The organism is Amycolatopsis thermalba (genome assembly GCF_003385215.1).
Lineage (GTDB): Bacteria > Actinomycetota > Actinomycetes > Mycobacteriales > Pseudonocardiaceae > Amycolatopsis_E > Amycolatopsis_E thermalba.
On record NZ_PQHW01000091.1, the window covers coordinates 12,926 to 28,482 of the forward strand.

17 protein-coding genes are annotated in these 15,557 nt (G+C 74.1%); 7 read left to right on the forward strand and 10 right to left on the reverse strand.

Going from position 1 to position 15,557, the window contains the following annotated elements:
• Position 1: 1 nt before the first annotated feature.
• On the forward strand, positions 2-799 hold the full coding sequence (locus D0D15_RS27580) for an NAD(P)-binding domain-containing protein (RefSeq protein WP_233157256.1): 798 nt from the start codon (positions 2-4) through the stop codon (positions 797-799).
• On the opposite strand, the gene D0D15_RS27585 is transcribed toward D0D15_RS27580, so the two are convergent.
• Positions 769-1,308, reverse strand: a complete 540-nt coding sequence (locus D0D15_RS27585) for a CGNR zinc finger domain-containing protein (protein ID WP_115944858.1) — start codon at positions 1,306-1,308, stop codon at positions 769-771. The two genes, D0D15_RS27580 and D0D15_RS27585, sit on opposite strands and share 31 nt — an antisense overlap.
• Positions 1,309-1,378: 70 nt before the next feature.
• Here D0D15_RS27585 and D0D15_RS27590 point away from each other — a divergent pair, with 70 nt between their 5' ends.
• Positions 1,379-2,053 (forward strand): haloacid dehalogenase type II, encoded by a 675-nt coding sequence (locus tag D0D15_RS27590; protein ID WP_094005357.1) that lies wholly within the window; start codon positions 1,379-1,381, stop codon positions 2,051-2,053.
• Here D0D15_RS27590 and D0D15_RS27595 read toward each other — a convergent pair.
• From D0D15_RS27595 to lnt, 3 genes are read right to left on the reverse strand one after another with little or no spacing between them, the layout of a single operon-like run.
• Complete coding sequence (locus D0D15_RS27595) at positions 2,046-2,498, reverse strand: iron chaperone (RefSeq protein ID WP_094005356.1); 453 nt, start codon at positions 2,496-2,498, stop codon at positions 2,046-2,048. The two genes, D0D15_RS27590 and D0D15_RS27595, sit on opposite strands and share 8 nt — an antisense overlap.
• 50 nt (positions 2,499-2,548) lie before the next feature.
• Positions 2,549-3,175 carry a VOC family protein gene (locus tag D0D15_RS27600; RefSeq protein WP_094005355.1) on the reverse strand — a complete coding sequence of 209 codons (627 nt, stop codon included), beginning with the start codon at positions 3,173-3,175 and terminating at the stop codon, positions 2,549-2,551.
• Positions 3,176-3,185: 10 nt separating this feature from the next.
• Positions 3,186-4,673 carry an apolipoprotein N-acyltransferase gene (lnt, locus tag D0D15_RS27605; protein WP_094005354.1) on the reverse strand — a complete coding sequence of 496 codons (1,488 nt, stop codon included), beginning with the start codon at positions 4,671-4,673 and terminating at the stop codon, positions 3,186-3,188.
• Positions 4,674-5,021: 348 nt separating this feature from the next.
• Between lnt and D0D15_RS27610 the strand changes: the two genes are divergently transcribed.
• Positions 5,022-5,312 (forward strand): hypothetical protein, encoded by a 291-nt coding sequence (locus tag D0D15_RS27610; protein ID WP_094005353.1) that lies wholly within the window; start codon positions 5,022-5,024, stop codon positions 5,310-5,312.
• Positions 5,313-5,338: 26 nt separating this feature from the next.
• The gene (locus tag D0D15_RS27615; protein WP_198958213.1) at positions 5,339-5,737 is read left to right on the forward strand and encodes an MmcQ/YjbR family DNA-binding protein; all 399 of its coding nucleotides are present in this window, start codon (positions 5,339-5,341) and stop codon (positions 5,735-5,737) included.
• A 48-nt stretch (positions 5,738-5,785) separates the two neighbouring features.
• Here the strand turns inward: D0D15_RS27615 and D0D15_RS27620 are convergent, their stop codons facing one another.
• The 3 genes from D0D15_RS27620 to D0D15_RS27630 all read right to left on the reverse strand — a co-directional run bounded on the left by D0D15_RS27620 (position 5,786) and on the right by D0D15_RS27630 (position 10,067).
• Positions 5,786-6,817 (reverse strand): hypothetical protein, encoded by a 1,032-nt coding sequence (locus tag D0D15_RS27620; RefSeq protein WP_233157250.1) that lies wholly within the window; start codon positions 6,815-6,817, stop codon positions 5,786-5,788.
• A gap of 237 nt (positions 6,818-7,054) precedes the next feature.
• Positions 7,055-8,515, reverse strand: coding sequence for a Re/Si-specific NAD(P)(+) transhydrogenase subunit beta (gene pntB / locus D0D15_RS27625; protein WP_094005351.1), 1,461 nt, complete (start codon positions 8,513-8,515; stop codon positions 7,055-7,057).
• Positions 8,516-8,537: 22 nt separating this feature from the next.
• Positions 8,538-10,067, reverse strand: coding sequence for a Re/Si-specific NAD(P)(+) transhydrogenase subunit alpha (locus D0D15_RS27630; protein ID WP_094005350.1), 1,530 nt, complete (start codon positions 10,065-10,067; stop codon positions 8,538-8,540).
• A 172-nt stretch (positions 10,068-10,239) separates the two neighbouring features.
• Between D0D15_RS27630 and D0D15_RS27635 the strand changes: the two genes are divergently transcribed.
• Positions 10,240-11,034 (forward strand): alpha/beta hydrolase, encoded by a 795-nt coding sequence (locus tag D0D15_RS27635; protein ID WP_341867325.1) that lies wholly within the window; start codon positions 10,240-10,242, stop codon positions 11,032-11,034.
• Between the two features lie 10 nt (positions 11,035-11,044).
• On the opposite strand, the gene D0D15_RS27640 is transcribed toward D0D15_RS27635, so the two are convergent.
• From D0D15_RS27640 to D0D15_RS27650, 3 genes are read right to left on the reverse strand one after another with little or no spacing between them, the layout of a single operon-like run.
• On the reverse strand, positions 11,045-11,971 hold the full coding sequence (locus tag D0D15_RS27640) for an LLM class flavin-dependent oxidoreductase (RefSeq protein WP_094005348.1): 927 nt from the start codon (positions 11,969-11,971) through the stop codon (positions 11,045-11,047).
• Positions 11,968-12,624 (reverse strand): maleylpyruvate isomerase N-terminal domain-containing protein, encoded by a 657-nt coding sequence (locus D0D15_RS27645; protein WP_115944860.1) that lies wholly within the window; start codon positions 12,622-12,624, stop codon positions 11,968-11,970. Before D0D15_RS27645 ends, D0D15_RS27640 begins: the two co-directional genes overlap by 4 nt.
• 41 nt (positions 12,625-12,665) lie before the next feature.
• On the reverse strand, positions 12,666-12,983 hold the full coding sequence (locus tag D0D15_RS27650) for a DUF6223 family protein (protein ID WP_094005346.1): 318 nt from the start codon (positions 12,981-12,983) through the stop codon (positions 12,666-12,668).
• Positions 12,984-13,177: 194 nt separating this feature from the next.
• On the opposite strand from D0D15_RS27650, the gene D0D15_RS27655 reads away from it, so the two are divergent.
• The gene (locus D0D15_RS27655; protein WP_094005345.1) at positions 13,178-14,281 is read left to right on the forward strand and encodes a sensor histidine kinase; all 1,104 of its coding nucleotides are present in this window, start codon (positions 13,178-13,180) and stop codon (positions 14,279-14,281) included.
• Positions 14,278-14,940 carry a response regulator gene (locus tag D0D15_RS27660; protein WP_094005344.1) on the forward strand — a complete coding sequence of 221 codons (663 nt, stop codon included), beginning with the start codon at positions 14,278-14,280 and terminating at the stop codon, positions 14,938-14,940. Before D0D15_RS27655 ends, D0D15_RS27660 begins: the two co-directional genes overlap by 4 nt.
• The last annotated feature ends 617 nt before the right edge of the window (positions 14,941-15,557 follow it).

Consider the following 15,557-nt stretch of genomic DNA (forward strand, 5'->3'; position numbering starts at 1 on the left):
CATGCGATACGGGTTCGTGGGCACGGGCGAGATCACCGCCGCGATCGTGGCAGGGCTGAGCACGGCCGCCGATCCGCCGGAGGTGTTCCTGTCACCGCGCGGGCGCGCGGTCTCCGCCCGGCTCGCCGAGCGGTTTCCGAACGTGCGGGTGTGCGCGGACAACCAGGACGTGCTCGACCACGCCCCGGCGATCGTGCTCGCGGTCCCCGCCCCGGTGGCGCGCGACGTGCTGGCGGAGCTGTCGTTCCGGCCGGAGCACGTGCTGATCAGCGCGACCGCCGGGGTGCCGCCGGAGCGGCTGCGCGCGTGGTCGGCTCCGGCCGGCGCGGTGGTCCGGTCCATTCCGCTCCCCCAGGCCACGCGCCGCCGGAGCCTGACGGTGATGTACCCGGACAACGCCGTGGCGCGCGAGCTGTTCACCCGCGTGGGCGGCGTGCTGGTGCCCGGCGACGAGGCAGCGCTGGACACGTTCCACGGCGCGACCGCGGCGTTCTCCGCGCACCTGGACTACCTCGGCACCATCGTGGACTGGATGGCCGCCCGCGGCGTGGACCCCGGCGCGGCGAGCGCCTTCGTCACGCACGTCTTCGGCGAGCTGGGCTCCTCACTGCTGGAGCGGCCGGACTCGCTGACCGTGATGAGCACCCGCCACACCACCCCGGGCGGGCTCAACGAGCAGTTCCGGGACGACCTGCGCCGCGACGGCGTGCCGGACGCGGTGCGCCGGGCTCTCGACCGGGATCCTGGCCCGGGTGCGGGAATGACCCGTCAGGCCGGGGTTTTCCGGCGTGCGCGGTAGGCCGCGGCCTTGACCCGGTTGCCGCACTCCGCCATCCCGCACCAGGTGCGCCGCGCGCCGCGGGACCGGTCGAGGTAGAGGCGCGTGCACCCGGCGCGGCCGCATTCCTTGACACGGGCGGCGGGATCGGCGAGCACCGTGATCCCGCCGCGCGCGATCTGCGCCAGCACCGCGCGGAGGTTCCCCGACACGCGCAGGCCCGCGTCGCCGAGTTCGACCACCGGCGGCGGCGCGGCGGCGGCGCGGTTGACGATCGCCAGGCTCGCCGCGTCGAACGGCCGGCCGTGCACCCGGTCGAGCGCCAGCCGGTAGCACGCCTCCCGGAGCGAGCGCGCCAGCTCGAAGCCGGCGCGGTCCACCCGCACCGGGTCCGGCAGGCCGGGGCAGGCGGCCACCCACCGCGCCAGGTCCGCGGGCGCGGGCAGCAGGTCCACCGGGGCGTCCCGGCGGGCCAGCACCGTGCCGGCCAGGTCGAGGGCCGGGTCACCGCTCACGAAGGCGAACTCCACGTCACCAGCTTGACCGGTGACGCCGGCGGCGGCAAGATCGTCACCAGTTCAACCGGTGACAGGGGGCGGCGTGTCCGGCATCCACGACATCGAGGTCGTCGTCTTCGACGTGCTCGGCACGCTCGTCGACGAACCCAGCGGGCTGCGCGCCGCGATCCGCGAGGCGATACCTGGGGCCGGCGACGAACACCTCCGGCTGTGGCAGGAGCACGTCGAGCGCGAGCAGGCCCGCATCGGGCGCGGGGACCGCGCCTACGCCCCCTCCGAGGTCCTCGACACCGAGGCCGCGCGGCTGGTCGCCGAACGCGCCGGGGTCACCGATCCGGCGGTCGTCGCGCGGCTGGCCACCGCGGGGCAGCGGCTGCCCGCGTGGCCCGATTCCATCGCCGGGCTGGAGCGGCTGTCGCGGCGGTTTCCCGTGCTCGCCCTGTCCAACGCGAGCCACGCCGCCCTGCTGCGGCTCCACGCGCACGCCGGGCTGCGCTGGCACCAGGCGCTGTCCAGTGAGGACGTCCGCGCCTACAAGCCGGCGCCGGAGATCTACCAGCACGCGATCGGCACCGCCGGCTGCGCGCCGGACCGCGTGCTGATGGTCGCCGCCCACGCCTGGGACCTGCGCGGCGCCCAGGCGACGGGCATGCGGACCGCCTACGTGCACCGGCCCGCCGGGGATCCGCCGTCGGACCCGGACGCGTTCGACCTGCGGGTGGACGGGCTGGACGGCCTGATCGCCGCCCTCAGCTGACCGCCTGCCGCACCAGGGCGGCGATGCGCTCCTCGACCTCGGGCGTGATCTCGGTCAGGGCGAACGAGGTCGCCCACATCGGCCCGTCGTCCAGGTTCGCCTCGGTGTCGAACCCGAGGGTGGCGTAGCGCGCCTTGAATTTCTCCGCGCTCTGGAAGAAGCACACGATCCTGCCGTCGCGGGCGTAGGCGGGCATGCCGTACCAGAGTTTCGGCGCGAGCATCGGCGCGTTGGCCTTGACCAGGGCGTGCACGCGCTCGGCCAGGACCCGGTCGGCCTCGGGCATGTCGGCGATCTTCGCCAGCACGTCCCGCTCGGCCTCGGCGGCCTTGTCCGCGGCCGACTTGCGGCGCGCTTCCTTCTTCAGCTCCTGCGCGCGCTCTTTCATCACGGCGCGCTCCTCGGCGCTGAATCCGTCGTAGTCACTGGTCTTGGTGCGGCTCATGGTGGTTCCTCCTGGGGTGCGTAGGTGTGCGGGTGGCTGGTGGAGGCACATCAGGACAGCGCCGCGGCCGCGGTGGCTTCCCAGGCGAACCCGTCCGGGTCGGTGAACGGGCCGCCATCGCCGCTGATGGCGATGCGGTGTGATCCGCTGCCCTCCGGGGGCACGCCGGCGTCCTTGGCCAGCGCCCGGCGCCGGTACAGGCCCAGTTTGACCGGGCCGTCCCCGGCGGCGAACTCGACGTACATGCGGGCGAAGCTCTTCGCCACGGTGAAGCCGTGGTCGGTGTAGAACTTCCGGCTCGCGGCCACGTCGGACACGCCCAGCAGGAGCACGATGTTCTCCACGTTCCGGGTGGCGGGGCCGGTGTTCTTCTTCGCCGGGGTGGCGACCTTCCAGATCGTGCCGTCCGGCGCCTGGACCACACCGCCGCAGCCCCACATGTTCTTCGCGACGGGTTTGAGCACGGTGGCCCCGGCGTCCACGGCGGACTGGAACAGCTCCGCCACGTCGGCGGGCTGGGACACGATGAGCGAGAGGGTGAACCCGCGGAAGCCGGTGGTCTCCTCCCGCGCGGCCCGCAGGCGGAGCCGGGAGCCGAGCGGGAAGGCGTCGGCGTAGAAGCGTTCGGCGGCGGCGATGTCGGCCACTTCGAGGGTGATGGTGTCGATCGAGGTCATGACAGCAACGCTATTCCCCGTGCCCTGACCTGCGCTTCTTGATTCCTGACCGGTTCACCAGCGCCCAGCCGGCGGCGACGGCGGTGATCGCGAACGCGGCGGCCGGGACCCAGTCGCCCCACCGGACGTACGGGGTGGTCCCCTCGTACAGCGGGACGTCGACCACGAAGATCCCGCGCTCGTCCGGCGGCATCCAGGCCAGCCGCCTGCCCTGCGCGTCGAAGGCGGCCGAGGTGCCGTTCAGCTCGACCAGGACGGCGGACCGGCCCGTTTCGACGGCCCGGACCGCTTCGGCGCTCGCCTGTTGCGGCTGGGCCCAGGTGCCGTGGAACGACGTGAGCGAGCCCTGCACGATCGTCACGTCGGCGCCGAGGCGGACGAGTTCGCGGCGCAGGTCGGGGAACATCGACTCGTAGGAGATCAGCGGTCCCGCGTCGGCCGTGCCGAGGCGCAGGATCACCGGCGCCGCGCCCGGGGCGCGGTCCTCCTCAGCGATGCCGGTGTCGCGCAACAGGCCGCCGAGCAGGGGGCGCAGCGGCACGTACTCGCCGAACGGGACCAGGCGGCGTTTCTCGTACGTCGCGGTCAAGCCGTCCGGACCGTACTGCTGGGTGGTCTTGCGAATGCGCCCGTCGGCGGCGCGGGCGTCGACGTTGACCAGCACGTCACTGCCCACCGCGGCGGCGGTCTCCCGCAGCCGGGCCACCGCGCCCGGGCGGCGGGCGGGGTCGAAGGGGGTGCTGCTCTGGCCCCACACCACGACGGCCTGGCCGCGGCCGGCGGCTTGGCGGGTCAGGTTCAGGTGGGTGGTGAAGCGTTCCTCGACGCCGTGCACGAGGCCGGGCTGCACGCCGGCGACGCGGACGCTGCCGAAGGGGACGGGGTCGGGCCGGAGCAGGCCGTACCCGAGGACGAGTGCGACGATGCCGAGGGCGAGCGCGCCGCCGAGCGGCCGGGCGCGGCCGGGGAGGAGGGCGGCGGCGAGGCCGGCGTTGACGGCGACGAGGACGAAGCTGAGCAACCAGACGCCGCCGAGGGACGCGAGCGCCAGCACCGGTCGTGCCTGCCACTGGGTGAGCCCGAGGAGTCCCCAGGCGCCGCCGAGGTGTTCCCAGGAGCGCACCGCCTCGACGCCCACCCAGACGGACGGCAGGACGACGACGGCCAGAAGCGTGCGGCCCGCGGTGGGTTCCCGCAGCAGCCGTTGGGCCACGACGCCGACGGGAACCCAGAGCAGGCCGCCGACGAGGCCGAGCACCGGGGCGAGGAGCCCGACGTGCGGCAGCACCCACTGGAAGAGCGTGAGGAAGAACCCGGCCCCGGCGAGGGAGCCCCGCCAGGCGGCCTCGCGCACCGAGCCCGCGCGGGCGCACAGGAGCAGCACCGGAACGAGCCCGGCCCAGGCGAGCCACCCCAGGGCCGGCGCGGGGTAGGCGAGGACCAGCAGGCAGCCACTCGCCAGCGCGAGCCCACGCGGCAGCCAACGGCGCACCCACATGACGCCACGCTAACGACCGGAGGCGGCCCGGTTAAGCCGCAGGCTGGAGCCGGCCAGGCGGTGCTCGGACCGAGAGCGGCGGCGCAAGCACGGAGACGACGGCCAGCCGCGGCCGCACGGCGGGCGGCGGCGCCCACACGCTGGGGGTGGCCGGAGAAGGCGCGGCGAGTGGCTACCGCCACGCCGCCCTGGGCGAAAGCCAGCCGAAGCCCGGCCGGCTCGCACCTCCTCGCTCAGGCAGCGGCGGCACCCCTGCTGTCGTGCCGCGCCGGCGCAGGAACTCGCCCGGGGTGCGCTTGACCGTGCGCGGCCGCGGGTACCCGTCGTCGTCAACCGGAAGGAGGACCGATGTCGACGAGCGAGACCGGGCACGTCACCGGCACGCAGGACAAGGACTACAACATCATCTGGTTCGTCGAGGCCTGTCTCAGCAACGCGCTGCGGCTGGAACAGTACGTCGCCGACGCCGAGCGGGACGGCGACACCGAGCTGGCCGAGTTCTTCCGCCGCGCCCAGGGCGAGAGCCGCAAGGGAGCCGAGCAGGGCAAGGCCCTGCTGCGGCAGCGCCTCACCGGCGGCGGCGGCACGTCCTCGGTCGACGAGACCGGCCTCGGGCCCACCGACGAGGCGGTCGGCTGACCGGCCGGCGGGCCCGCGTCCAGGACGTGCACGACCTGGCGATGGGCATGCCGCACGTGCAGCGCCTCGACGGCACCCGCGGCAGGCCCGTCTACCAGGTCGGCGGCAAGTCGTTCGTGTTCTTCCGCAACCCGCGCCCGGACGCGGCCGACCCGGACACCGGTGAGCGCTACCCGGACGTGATCGTCTTCTGGGTCGCCTCCGAGGCGGACAAGGAAGCCCTCGTCGCCGACGAGGGCTCGCCGTTCTTCACCACGCCCCACTTCCGCGGCCACCCGTCCGTGCTGCTGCGGGAGGCGCACCTCGACCGGCTCGGCTACGACGAGCTGGCCGAGATCGTGCAGGACGCGTGGCTGGCCCGCGCGTCCCCGCGCCGGGCCAGGGCCTGGCTCGAGGCACACGGCCTGCCGTCCACTCCGGACTGAAAACGGCCGCGCGCCCGGGGGCGCGCGGCCGTTCCCGGCAACCGGACCTCAGCGCTTGAGGAACTTCAGGCTGTTGGACAGCGAGTCCGACCACGGCGAGGCCAGGTCCAGCCTGCGCAGTTCGTCGGCGTGCTGGACGGCGGCCAGCTCCGCCATCAGCCGGGCGCGCATCCGGTCGTCGTGCGCGGCGTTGGCCGCCCGCAGCGCGCGGTCCAGCCGCGTCTTGCGGAACGGCGTGAACCAGGACGCGCGAGCCAGGTGCGCGGCACGACGAGCCGCGCGGTCCCGGGTGCGGGCCAGGGCGTCCCGCTCGTCGTCACCCAGGCCGAGGCGGGACAGGAAGCGCTCTTTCAGCTCACGGCTGACCCGCGACCACGTGGTGACGCGGTTGCGGGTGTGCCGCAGCTCGATGCCCAGCGCCAGGTGCAGCATGACCACGCCGAGCACCGGGCCGAGCGTGACCCGCGCCAGGCCGGACACCGGGCCGGCCAGGTCGAAGGCCATGTAGCCGGACGCGGCGCACAGCGCCCACAGGATCAGCCGGGCCGGGCCGGGCTTGCCCTTGGGGCTGCGGATCTCGGCGCGCATCGCGAACCCGCACGCGATCAGCGCGACCTCGACCACGGCGAACATCGCGGCGCGCTCGTAGACGTTGGTGATCCCGAGCTTCTCCCCGAAGAACCGCCACGAGGTGTCCACCGAGACCAGCAGCGACATGAACGCCACCAGGTAGAACCCGCGCGACCCCTCCGGCGACTTGCGCTTGGCCGGCTTCTCGGCCTCGGCGGTGTCCGTGGTGTCGCCGGTGGGCGTGTCGGTCTCGTCGCCGGCCGGCTCGGCCTCGTCGGCGTCGGCGTCCCGGCGGCCGTCCAGCTCGGCCAGCATCTTCACCGACAGCCGTGGCAGGTCCCCGGTGTCGCCGAGCCCGCGCTCCTTCCGCCACTTGTCGACCCGCTCCGCGACGGCCGCCCGCTCGCGCTTGGGGTTGGTGACCACGCCGTAGGTCACCAGGAACGCCAGCACGTCGGAGGTCGAGGGCTCGCCCAGGGTCTCGCACGCGTACCGGATCTTTTCGTCCATGGTGTCCAACATGACCAGGCGGGCGGCGTGGGCCGCGCTGCTTATCACGTCGGTTGAAGCAGCGTGCTGGTCGCTCTCGGTTTCCATGTCGTTGTCCTTGTGGAGTTCTCGACGGTGGGGAGCGCGAACATAGCAGGTGGGTAGATCAACCGGGTGATCGGCCTTGATCTGTTACCTGGAGTTTCCCCGGCGGACCGGCCGCCGCGCGGTCCGCCGGGGAAACGCTTTCCCGCCGGCTCAGCTCCCGGCGCGTGCTCCGGCACCGGCCGTGCTCGGCGCGGGCAGGGCGCGGAGCAGGTCCTCCACCCGTTCCTTCGCGTCGCCGAAGAGCATCGCCGAGTTCTCCCGGAAGAACAGCGGGTTCTGCACGCCCGCGTAGCCCGAGGACATGGACCGCTTGAACACCACGACGTTCTTGGCCTCCCACACGCGCAGCACCGGCATGCCCGCGATGGGCGAGCCGGGGTCCTCGGCCGCCGCCGGGTTGACGGTGTCGTTGGCGCCGATGACGAGGACGACGTCGGTGTCGGCGAAGTCGTCGTTGATCTCGTCCATCTCCAGGACGATGTCGTAGGGCACCTTGGCCTCGGCGAGCAGCACGTTCATGTGGCCGGGCAGCCGCCCGGCGACCGGGTGGATGCCGAACCGGACCTCGACCCCGCGTTCCCGCAGCCGGCGGGTCAGCTCGGCCACCCCGTGCTGCGCCTGCGCGACGGCCATGCCGTAGCCGGGGGTGATGATCACGCTGCTCGCGTCGGCCAGGAGCTCGGCCGCGCCGTCGGCGGTGATCTCCTTGTGCTCCCCGTAGTCCGTGTCGTCCGACGGGCCCGCTTCGATCCCGAACCCACCGGCGATCACCGAGGTGAACGAGCGGTTCATCGCCTTGCACATGATGTAGGACAGGTAGGCACCGGAGGAGCCGACGAGCGCGCCGGTGACGATGAGGAGGTTGTTCTCCAGCAGGAACCCGGACGCGGCGGCCGCCCAGCCGGAGTAGCTGTTGAGCATCGACACCACCACCGGCATGTCCCCGCCGCCGATCGAGGCCACCAGGTGCCAGCCCAGCGCGAGCGCCACCACGGTGACCACGATCAGCAGCCACAGCTGCGGGTCGATCACGAACCACACCGTCAGCGCCACGAACACCGCCAGTGCGCCGAGGTTGAGGACGTTCTTGCCGGGCAGCACCAGCGGCTTGGAGTCGATCCGCGCGGACAGCTTCAGGAACGCCACGATCGACCCGGTGAAGGTCACGGCGCCGATGAACACGCCGATGAACACCTCGGCGGAGTGGATCCCGCCCAGCCCGAGCGCGGCCAGCGTCTGCGCCTCGGGCCCGTCCGGGTGCGCTTCGACCTCCAGGTAGCCGTTCCAGCCGACCAGCACCGCGGCCAGGCCGACGAAGGAGTGCAGCAGCGCGATCAGTTCGGGCATGCCGGTCATCTGCACCACGCGGGCCCGCTGCAGGCCGACGGCGGCGCCCAGCACCATCGCGACCACCAGCAGCACCACGCCCAGGGTGGAGATGTCGCGGTGCACGGCCAGCGCGATGGTCGCGGCCAGCGCGACGACCATGCCGGCGATGCCGAACCCGTTGCCGGTCTTGGCGGTCTCGTGCTTGGACAGCCCCGCCAGCGCCAGGATGAACAACAACGCGGCGACCAGGTAGGCCGCCTGCGCGATCGTGTCGAGAGTCATGACTGTGGTCTCCTGATCCGGCTCAGCTGCGGGAGAACATCGAGAGCATGCGCCGGGTGACGGCGAACCCACCGAAGATGTTGATCGAGGCGAGCAGGATCGCCGCGAACGCCAGCCAGGTGACCACCCCGCCGCCGTGCCCGACCTGCAGCAGCGCGCCGACCACGATGATCCCGGAGATCGCGTTGGTCACCGACATCAGCGGCGTGTGCAGGGCGTGGTGCACGTGCCCGATCACGTAGAACCCGATCACCACCGCCATCGCGAACACCGTCAGGTGCCCCTGCAGCGCCGGCGGCGACGCCGCGACCAGCAGGAACAGCAGCGCGCCCGCCACCGCGGTCAGCCCGATCCGGGCGGCCGGGGACAGCTTCTTCTTCGCCGGCTCCGGCTCCTGGGCCGCGGCCTTCGGCGCCGCCTGCGCCGGGGCCGCCGACACCGGCGCCGGGGGCGGCGGCCACAACAGCTCGCCGTCGCGCACCACGGTCATCGAGCGGATGACGATGTCGTCGAGGTCGAAGACCGGGGTGCCGTCCTTGCCGGGGGTCACCAGCTTCATCAGGTTGACCAGGTTCGTGCCGTACAGCTGCGAGGACTGCGCCGGCAACCGGCCGGGCAGGTCGGTGTAGCCGAGGATCGTCACGCCGTTGTCCGTGGTGACGGCCTTGCCGGCGACCGTGCCTTCGACGTTGCCGCCGTTGGCCGCGGCCATGTCCACGATCACGCTGCCCGGCCGCATCGACGCCACCATGTCCGCGGTGATGATCCGCGGCGCGGGCCTGCCGGGGATCAGCGCGGTGGTGATGATGATGTCCACGTCGCGGCACTGCTCCTCGTAGAGCTGCCGCTCGCGGGCCTTGTAGTCGTCGCTCATCTCCTTGGCGTAGCCGGTCGCCGACACCTCGACGTCCGGCGCCTCGATCGACAGGTACTCCCCGCCCAGGGACTTCACCTGGTCGGCGACTTCCGGCCGCGGGTCGGTCGCCCGCACCACCGCGCCGAGCGACCCGGCGGCGCCGATCGCGGCCAGACCCGCCACGCCCGCCCCGACCACGAGCACCTTCGCCGGCGGCACCTTGCCCGCCGCGGTGACCTGGCCGGTGAAGAACCGGCCGAACGTGTGCGCCGCCTCCACCACGGCCCGGTACCCGGCGATGTTCGCCATCGAGGACAGCACGTCCAGCGACTGCGCCCGCGAGATCCGCGGCACCGCGTCCATCGCCATCGCGGTGATCGGCCGGTTCGCCAGGTCGTCGACCAGCTCCTGGTTCAGGGCCGGGGCCAGCAGGCTGATCAGCGTCGCGCCCGGCTTCAGCGCGTCCAGCTGCTCCTTGGCCGGCGCGTTCACCCCCAGGACGATCTCCGCCTGCACGGCGTTCCCGATCGACGCTCCCGCCTCGGCGTACGCCTCGTCGGAGAAGCTCGCCAGCTCCCCGGCGCCCGGGTCCACCACGACCTCGTACCCGAGCTTGAGCAGCTGGGCTGCCGTCGCGGGGGTCGCGGCCACCCTCGTCTCGCCGGGGGTGGCCTCCTTCAGCACTCCGACCAGCATCGAATCACCTCGTCCACGCTCGGACGACGAACGCCGGGTGTCGTACGTCGACGTACTCCTGCCGCGCTCCCCCGTGGCCGACCCCGGTCGGGGAGCGCGCGATCACATGCGCCTTTTTAACACGATGGCCCGATTCTGCCGATGACCGCGGACACATGCGGATGATGGGGTGGTGCGCAGGCGGATGTTGATCGGCGCCACGGTGGTCGTCATCATCGTGGCGGTGGTGTTCGGCAGCGCCTTCGCGTTCCAGCGCAAGCTCATCTACCTGCCCTCGGGCGGGCCGGTGCCGTCCGCGGCGCAGGTCCTGCCCGGCGGCCGGGACGTCCCGCTGCGCACCGCCGACGGGCTGACCCTCACCGCCTGGTACTTCCCGGTCGAGGGCGCCCGCGCGGCGGTGCTGGTGGCGCCGGGCAACGCCGGGAACCGGTCGCTGCGCACGCCGCTCGCGCGGGCCCTGCACGCGGCCGGGATCGCGACCCTGCTGCTGGACTACCGCGGGTACGGCTGCAACCCGGGCTCGCCCACCGAGGCCGGGCTGGCGCTGGACGTGCGGGCGGCGCGGGAGTTCCTGGCCGCGCGGGCGCGGGTGCCGCTGGTGTACTTCGGCGAGAGCCTGGGGGCCGCGGTGGTGGCCGGGCTCGCCGTCGACTTCCCGCCGGCCGCGCTGGTGCTGCGGTCGCCGTTCACCGACCTCGCCGCGGTCGCCCGCCGGCACTACCCGTTCCTGCCGGTGCGTTTGCTGCTGCTGGACACCTTCCCGGTCGCCGAGCGGGTCGCGCGGGTGCCCGCGCCGGTCACGGTGGTCTACGGCGGCGCGGACACGATCGTGCCGCCGGAGCAGAGCCCGGCGGTGGCCGCGGCGGCGCGCGGGCGGGCGGTCGAGGTGCCCGGCGCCGACCACAACGACCCGGTCCTGCTGGACGGTCCCGCGGTGATCTCGGCGATCACCGCGGCGGCCGGCTGATCGGCGGTTCTCACAGCGCCGTCGCCAGCGCCTCCAGCGCGGCCGGCCGATCGCGGCCCACCGGGATCATCACCACCGAGTCCGCACCCAGCCCGGCGATCCGCTGCCGCACCGCGTCCGCGGGACCGGCCAGTGTCAGGGCGTCCACCCACTCCCCCGGCAACGCCGCCGCGAACGACTCCGCGTCCGCGTGCCGCGCGCGCAGCTCACGCAGCTCGGCCACGAACGGCAGTGGCTCCACGTGCGGCACCAGCGACCGCTTCGTGACCTCCGCCAGCAGCGGCCGCAGCTGGGCCCGGGCCGTCTCGGCGTCGGGGTGCACCACCGCGTGCTCGAAGGCCACGACCCGCGCGTGCGGGGGCAGGATGCGCCGGGCCGCGGCGATGTACTCGGCGGGCGCCGGTTCGGCCAGGATCACGCCGTCCAGCTCGGCCCCGGCCACGGCGAGCGACTTCGGGCCGCGCACCCCGGCGAGCACCGGCGGAACCGTCTCCGGCGGCGACTCCAGGCCGGCGTCCGCCAGCCGCACGTACCGGCCCTCGACGCGGACCCGCTCCCCGCGCATGAGCCCGGTCAGCGCCCGCGCGTACTCGGCGAACAACGTCAGCGGGCTCGACGGCCACGCGCCCACCTGGCGCATCCACCCGGGCACCCCGTGCCCGATGCCCGCCACCACCCGCCCCGGGTGCAGGTGCGCCAGCGTCGCCAGCTCCATCGCCGTGAACGCCACGTTGCGCGCCCCCGCGGGCAGGATCCCGATCCCGACGCGGATCCGCCGGGTCACCGCCAGCACCGTCGCCGCCTGCGCGATCCCGCCGTGGAACCCGAGGTCCTCCACGACCCACACCTCGCCGAACCCGAGCTCCTCGGCCCGCCGCGCGAACGGCACGATCTCCGCCGCCGCCAGGTCGCGCGGCAGCATCACCCCGGCCGTCATCCGAGCACCACCGGCACCCGCAGCGCCACCTCGCCCAGTGCCGCCTGCTCGGCCTCGGTGGGCGCGCGCCGCCCGGTGCCGACGCGCAGCGCGTCGGCGTCGGAGAACGACGCCGGGAACGCGGCTCCGGCGATCTTCTCCAGCATCGCCCGCGACGCGGCGAGCCCGTCGGCGGGCGGACCGGGCACCGACGGCAGGTGCGCCACCAGGTCGAGGTGGTGCAGCGTCCACTCCACCACGTAGGTGGACAGGTAGTCGGCCACGGTGAGGACCTGTTCGCGGGTCCGCACCCGCGCCGCCGGGTCGGCCAGCTCCGCCGCGCGCCCCGCGGCGGAGCCGACGTCGTCGAGGTGGAACTTCAGCAGCCACGGCTCCTGGTAGGCGGCGGCCAGCCGGACGGTCAGCGCGTCCAGCGGGTCCTCGCCCGTCGGCGGCGTGTCCCCGACCTCCCAGTAGGTCAGCGCGTCCCGGGTCGGTTCCTCCGCCGCCGGGGTCGCCAGCGTGATCAGCACGTCCTGGGCGTCGATGATCAGGTGGCACACCAGGTCCCGGACCAGCCAGCCGGCGCACCCGGACGGCCGGGCGAGGTCGTCGTCGGCGAGCCCGGCCAGCGCGGCCCGCAGCGCCGCCCACGAGCGTGAGAAGAGATCCACCGTCGCAAGCTAACAGCGGCGGGCGGGGGTGGCGACCGCTTTCACGCCCGGGACCGGGCCAGCCCCAGCCCGCCGAGGACCGCGGCGATCAGCCCGATCGCCACCGCCGCGAACCCGCCGACGATCCCGTAACCGGTGCCGGGACCGCCCTCGGCCAGCGCCACCACCAGGCCGCCGCCCGCCATGCCCGCCACCCCGGTGGCCAGGGCGGCGGTGGACCCGCGTCGCCGGTGCCGGGCGACCGCGAGCGCACCGAGGACCACTCCGGCCACGGCCACCAGCGCGGCCACCGCACCGACGAGCCGTCCCGACGTCAGCGTGCCGGGGTCGGCGGCCTGGGCGAGGGTGTATCCGAACATCGTGAGCTCCTTCTGCCGTAAGGGTCTTTCCGGCACATCCTGCGCGGATCCCCGCCGTCCGTCGTCCGGCGGAGGCAGGCAATCCGCGCTGCCGCCGGTGCCGCAGGACCGGCGGATCTACCGCGGCCGCGGTAGTCGCGAGATCCTCCGCGCGCAGGAGTCGCCGGCGCGGCGCTCCGGCTAGGGTTTCCGGCATGAGCCGTGCCGGGGACCGGGCGATCGGCGCCGGGATGGCGGCGATCCTGCTGGTGACCGCGCTGTCCCGGCAGCACCCCGCCACGGATCTCGCGCCGGTGGGCTACGCGCTGCTGGTCGCCGGTGGCCTGGCGCTGGCCGCGCACCGCCGGGCGCCGGTGGTCGTGCTGGCGGCGGCCGGGCTGAGCGCCCTGGGCTACCAGGCGACCGGGCTCGACGTGCCCGCGCTGGCGTACCTGTTCGCGGTGTTCGCCGCGTTCCGGGCCGGGCGTCGTCTCGTCGCGGTGGCAGCCACGGTGGTCATGCTCGCGACGCTGCCGTTCGCGTTGCTGATCGCGCACGAGCTGACCGTCGGCGCGGCCTTCGCCCAGTCCCGGGACGTGCTCCAGCTCGCCTGGCTGGTCGCCGCGGGCGCGGCGGGTGAGGCGGTGCGCCAGGCCGAGCGCCGGGCGGACGAGGCCGAGCGCACCCGGGAGGAGACCGCGCGGCGCCGCGCCGACGAGGAGCGGCTGCACATCGCGCGGGAGCTGCACGATTCGCTCACCCACCAGATCTCCGTGATCAAGGTGCAGGCCGAGGTCGCCGTGCACCTGGCCGGCAAGCGGGGCGAGGACGTGCCCGAGCCGCTGCTGGCGATCCGGGACGCCGGGCGGGAAGCGGCCCGCGAGCTGCGCGCCACCCTGTCAGCGCTGCGCGACGACGGCACCAGCCCACCGCCCGGGCTCGGCGACGTCCCGGAACTGGTGCGGCGCGCGCGATCCACGGGACTGGAGACGACACTGACGATCGAGGGAGAACACGACGACGTGCCCGCCGCCGTGGCACGCACCGCCTACCGCATCGTCCAGGAGTCGCTGACCAACGTCGCCCGCCACGCGCGCGCCGCCACCGCGTCGGTCCGCATCGGCTACCGGCCCGGCGCCGTGGTGATCCGGGTCGACGACGACGGCACCGCCAGCCCGGACGCCGCGCCGGTGCCCGGTGTCGGGCTGCTCGGCATGCGCGAGCGCGTGATGGCGCTCGGCGGAAGTCTCACCGCCGCGCCGCGTGCTGGGGGCGGGTTCAGCGTCCGGGCCGAGCTTCCCGTGGACCGGGCGTCGTGATCCGCGTCCTGCTGGTCGACGACCAGCCGCTGATCCGCAGCGGGTTCCGCGCGCTGCTGGACAACGAGGACGACATCGAGGTGGTCGCCGAGGCCGCCGACGGCGCGGCCGGGGTCGCCCTGGCCCGGGAACACGTGCCGGACATCGCGCTCGTCGACATCCAGATGCCGGTGGCGGACGGGATCGAGGCGACCCGGCGCATCGCCGCGGACCCGGCCCTGGCGGGGGTGCACGTGGTGATCCTGACCAACTACGGCCTGGACGAGTACGTGTTCGACGCGCTGCGCGCCGGTGTGGCCGGGTTCCTGGTCAAGGACATCGAACCGGAGGACTTCCTGCACGCCGTGCGGGTCGCCGCCCGCGGCGACGCGCTGCTGTCCCCGTCGATCACGCGCAAGCTGATCGACCGGTACGTCAGCCGGCCGCCGCACCCCGGCCCGGGCCTCGGCGAACTGACCAACCGCGAACGCGAGGCGGTGGCGCTGGTCGCACAGGGACTGTCCACCGAGGAGATCGCCGGGCGGATGGTGATCAGCCCCCTCACCGCGAAGACGCACGTCAACCGCGCGATGACGAAACTGCACGCCCGCGACCGCGCCCAGCTGGTGGTCTTCGCGTACGAGTCCGGACTGGTGACACCGAGCGGCTCCGGTGAGTGATCATCGGCGGTGACCGCCGAGGGTTTCCGGGCAGAGCCACCCTCCCGGCGACCGCCGCGCCGCCGCCGAGTGGGCGCTGGACGACCTGGCCGCCCGCGCCTGGGATGGTGGCCCGTCGCGCCGGGTGCACGGGCCGAGCGGGTGCCGGCCGCCCTCGGTCTCGTGTTGCGCATGTACGGACAGCACCGCGCACTCCCGGGACGGCGTGCCGGTGTTCGGGATCTTCTTCGGCCGGTCCAGCTTCGCGACGCGCCGGCGTACGAGTCCAGCACGGTTCCGGCAACGGCGGACTTCCCGCCGGTGCCGGCCGCGCCGCTGAGCCGCAGTGTCCGAACGGGAGCGGGGACCGTCCTCGACGTGCTGGAGCCCGAACTCCACGGCCGCGCCGCTCAGGCGGCGGTCGACACCGCCGGGTGGCCGGAGGTGATCGCCGAGGTGCTGGCCGCCCTGGGCCGGCGTGGCGCTCGCGCCGGTGGGCATCGGCGCCACCCGCCGCCTCGTCCAACAGCGACCGCACCCGCGGCGCGAGCGGCGTTGGCGCCATCTCCTGCTGACCGGCCTGGCGCTGTTCGCCGCGGGCGCGCTGCTCTCGGCGGCCGCACCGGACATCCCGCGCC

Coding starts and splice junctions, on each gene's coding strand:
- D0D15_RS27580 (WP_233157256.1), top strand. CDS start 2: ATGCGATACGGGTTCGTGGGCACGGGCGAGATCACCGCCGCGATCGTG.
- D0D15_RS27595 (WP_094005356.1), bottom strand. CDS start 2,498: ATGAGCCGCACCAAGACCAGTGACTACGACGGATTCAGCGCCGAGGAG.
- D0D15_RS27600 (WP_094005355.1), bottom strand. CDS start 3,175: ATGACCTCGATCGACACCATCACCCTCGAAGTGGCCGACATCGCCGCC.
- lnt (WP_094005354.1), bottom strand. CDS start 4,673: ATGTGGGTGCGCCGTTGGCTGCCGCGTGGGCTCGCGCTGGCGAGTGGC.
- D0D15_RS27610 (WP_094005353.1), top strand. CDS start 5,022: ATGTCGACGAGCGAGACCGGGCACGTCACCGGCACGCAGGACAAGGAC.
- D0D15_RS27620 (WP_233157250.1), bottom strand. CDS start 6,817: ATGGACGAAAAGATCCGGTACGCGTGCGAGACCCTGGGCGAGCCCTCG.
- pntB (WP_094005351.1), bottom strand. CDS start 8,515: ATGACTCTCGACACGATCGCGCAGGCGGCCTACCTGGTCGCCGCGTTG.
- D0D15_RS27630 (WP_094005350.1), bottom strand. CDS start 10,067: ATGCTGGTCGGAGTGCTGAAGGAGGCCACCCCCGGCGAGACGAGGGTG.
- D0D15_RS27640 (WP_094005348.1), bottom strand. CDS start 11,971: ATGACGGCCGGGGTGATGCTGCCGCGCGACCTGGCGGCGGCGGAGATC.
- D0D15_RS27650 (WP_094005346.1), bottom strand. CDS start 12,983: ATGTTCGGATACACCCTCGCCCAGGCCGCCGACCCCGGCACGCTGACG.
- D0D15_RS27655 (WP_094005345.1), top strand. CDS start 13,178: ATGAGCCGTGCCGGGGACCGGGCGATCGGCGCCGGGATGGCGGCGATC.